This is a genomic window from Anabaena sp. UHCC 0253 (assembly GCF_009712085.1).
Taxonomy (GTDB): domain Bacteria; phylum Cyanobacteriota; class Cyanobacteriia; order Cyanobacteriales; family Nostocaceae; genus Dolichospermum.
Genome location: NZ_VILD01000007.1, coordinates 66,200 through 68,897, shown reverse-complemented (window position 1 = coordinate 68,897; position 2,698 = coordinate 66,200). Strand labels below are relative to the sequence as shown.

General features: G+C 36.1%; 4 protein-coding genes. 2 read left to right on the top strand and 2 right to left on the bottom strand.

Going from position 1 to position 2,698, the window contains the following annotated elements; translation table 11 throughout:
* Positions 1-877: cell wall metabolism sensor histidine kinase WalK (locus FJR38_RS18700; protein ID WP_217360037.1), on the top strand; the 877-nt coding region annotated here is incomplete at its 5' end.
* A gap of 116 nt (positions 878-993) precedes the next feature.
* Here FJR38_RS18700 and FJR38_RS18695 read toward each other — a convergent pair.
* Positions 994-1,365, bottom strand: a complete 372-nt coding sequence (locus FJR38_RS18695; protein ID WP_168491034.1) for a zinc ribbon domain-containing protein — start codon at positions 1,363-1,365, stop codon at positions 994-996.
* 124 nt (positions 1,366-1,489) lie between these two features.
* Here FJR38_RS18695 and FJR38_RS18690 point away from each other — a divergent pair, with 124 nt between their 5' ends.
* Positions 1,490-2,053: a hypothetical protein gene (locus FJR38_RS18690; protein ID WP_168491035.1), complete on the top strand. Its 564-nt coding sequence runs from the start codon at positions 1,490-1,492 to the stop codon at positions 2,051-2,053.
* Positions 2,054-2,122: 69 nt separating this feature from the next.
* Here FJR38_RS18690 and FJR38_RS18685 read toward each other — a convergent pair.
* On the bottom strand, positions 2,123-2,698 hold a 576-nt coding region (locus FJR38_RS18685; RefSeq protein ID WP_168538712.1), incomplete at its 5' end, for an alpha/beta fold hydrolase.

Genomic DNA, 2,698 nt, shown 5'->3' with positions numbered 1-2,698 from the left:
ACAACCCACTCAACGGACAATTCGCATCCTTTTAACCACTGTCTTAAATCTACAACGGGAAAGTATTAAAGGCATAGCTATTACTGTCCAAGATATTACTCGTGAAGTCGAACTAAATGAAGCAAAAAGTCAATTTATCAGCAATATTTCTCACGAATTACGCACACCATTATTTAATATTAAAACCTATATTGAAACCTTACATGATTATGGTGAAGATTTAGATATTGAAGAACGCCAGGAATTTCTGCAAACAGTCAATCATGAAACTGATCGACTTACCCGTTTAGTTAATGACGTTCTGGATTTATCAAAATTAGAATCTGGTCGGACTTACAGTTTTGATAAAGTAGATTTACCACAAGCAATAGAACAAACATTACGCACCTATCAGCTTAATGCTAAAGACAAAGGTATTGAACTATTACAGGAACTTACTCCGAACTTACCTTTAGTTTTAGGAAATTATGATTTATTACTGCAAGTGTTTGGTAATTTAATTGGTAATGCTCTCAAATTCACTCCAGCCGGTGGTAAGGTTGTGATCCGTGCTTATCAACTAGATTTTAATTCTCGTCATGAAGCAGGTAAAGTGAGAATTGAAATTAGTGATACGGGAATTGGCATTGCCACAGAAGATCAACAAGCAATTTTTGACCGCTTCTTTCGAGTAGAAAATAGAGTTCATACTCTCGAAGGAACGGGTCTAGGTTTATCAATTGTCAGAAACATCATTGATAGACATCACAGCCAAGTTAATTTGGTGAGTGAGGTTGGTATTGGTACTACTTTTTGGTTTGATTTGGAGTTATTTGAGGAAGAAATTTTAGCAAAGGTGGAAACCATACCAGAAAATCTAGAGGTGAAGACAGTTTGAGAGGATGTTTGAACAGTTTTGAATCCACGAGGGTGGGTTTTGTCTGTGTAGCCGCGTTCACGTAGTGTGCCGTAGGTATCTTTCTAATCGCTTTTCTAACTTTCCTGTTCTTTACCTCAAGAATTAAACAAGGTTATTAATAAACAAACTAATAGCAAAGCTAGTATTAATAATAAAGTCTGATTGCGTTTTATCCAATTATTAACCTTTGTATTCAGACTCTGATTAAAACTTTGTGTTTGCAATTCTAATTTGCTTTCTTCTATATTTTGATAGAGAGTACAGTCCTTCGCATAGGGACGCTGGGGAAAGTTACAGGTATTATCAAAGTGATAGTTACAACTGTCGCATAAATTATCATTTCCTTGAGCGCGGTGCAAGGGAATGCCAGGATGCCCGTAAGCTTTCAGCAATAATTGACACTTTGGACAAGTAATTACTTGACTATCAATGAGTTGACGACAACGAGGACAATGTACAGTAGCCACAACATCACAAGAATAAATGGGTAAACATTTTAATTTTAGCTAAGAAATTGGAGATTTTGATCTTTTATTGCTACTTCCAGACTTATACTATAAGAGTGATGGCTTAATTGGAGTTCATAATATAATGCCTAAAAAAAATCTCTCTAATTTAATACAAGAAGAAGCACAAAAATTTACTCCTCTTCAAGGTGAATCGGTAATTGAAGTTTCAGCAGAAGCAGTTCTAGAGATACCAGTTCCCACAACAACTACTGCTGCTGCTACTTCCATCAATAATCATCAGCTAGAATTGGCAGCAAATATTCAGGAATTGCAACAAACTGTTGGTAAATTAACACAAAAAGAATCTAATCTCAAAAAGCAAATTAGTGATTTACAAATAGTTGTCTCTGAAAAGGAAGCATTAGTAGAACGCTTAACTAAAGAACTTTCTGAAACTAAACAAACAGCATTACAACTAGCAGATTCTAATTCTCAGTTGCTAGAAGAACTCAAGGCTTTTAAACAACCTCATCAACAAGTCAGTCAACAATCTCATCAACAATCTAGTAAACAACCTAGTTCACAAGCTAGTCAGATTTCTAAATCTATTCAGTACAAAAAATCCCATAGATCAATAGAACGACTTCAGGAGAAACCAAGTCAAGACAGTGAGGATTTTTCTGCTAATACTTGGTTATATGATTGATTGGTGAAAATGATTTCTTTAGATCCCCAGCTTTTTGAAGAAGTCGGGGATTTTGTTAATTAAAGGAGCTTAATTGCGAAATTCTAATATATGTTGGGCGACAATTTGGGGTTGTTCTAAATGGGGAATATGACCACAATCTTTAATCCAAATTAGCTTACTTTGGGGAATGGCTTTAGCAAACTTTGGAGCATCCCCAGTTCCCAAAATTTTATCACTATCGCCCCATAAAATTAAAGTTGGTTGCTCAATTTTGGCAAGTTGCGGAAATTTAAAAGCACTATAACCACCACTTTTGGTAAAAGCAATTAACGCTTGAGTCCAATTAGGCATTTGTAGGTGTAGTTCTCCGCAGCATAAAGCATCTTGGGAGATCAAATTGGGGTTTTTATATGCAGTTCGACAAATGCGATCGCGCACTTTCGGATTTCGCAAAAATTCTGTCGCCCAATAATCCAAAGGCGGAAATATATATTTACTTAATGGGGAATTACCTTTCAACCCCGCACTATCCATTAATACCAGTTGCTTTACCGCTTCTGGATAAGTAAGGGTAAAATCTATAGCCGCAGCACCACCCATGGAAGCACCAACCAAAATCACAGGTTGATTAATCAGGTTTTGCCAAAAAGAGTAAAGATGAGC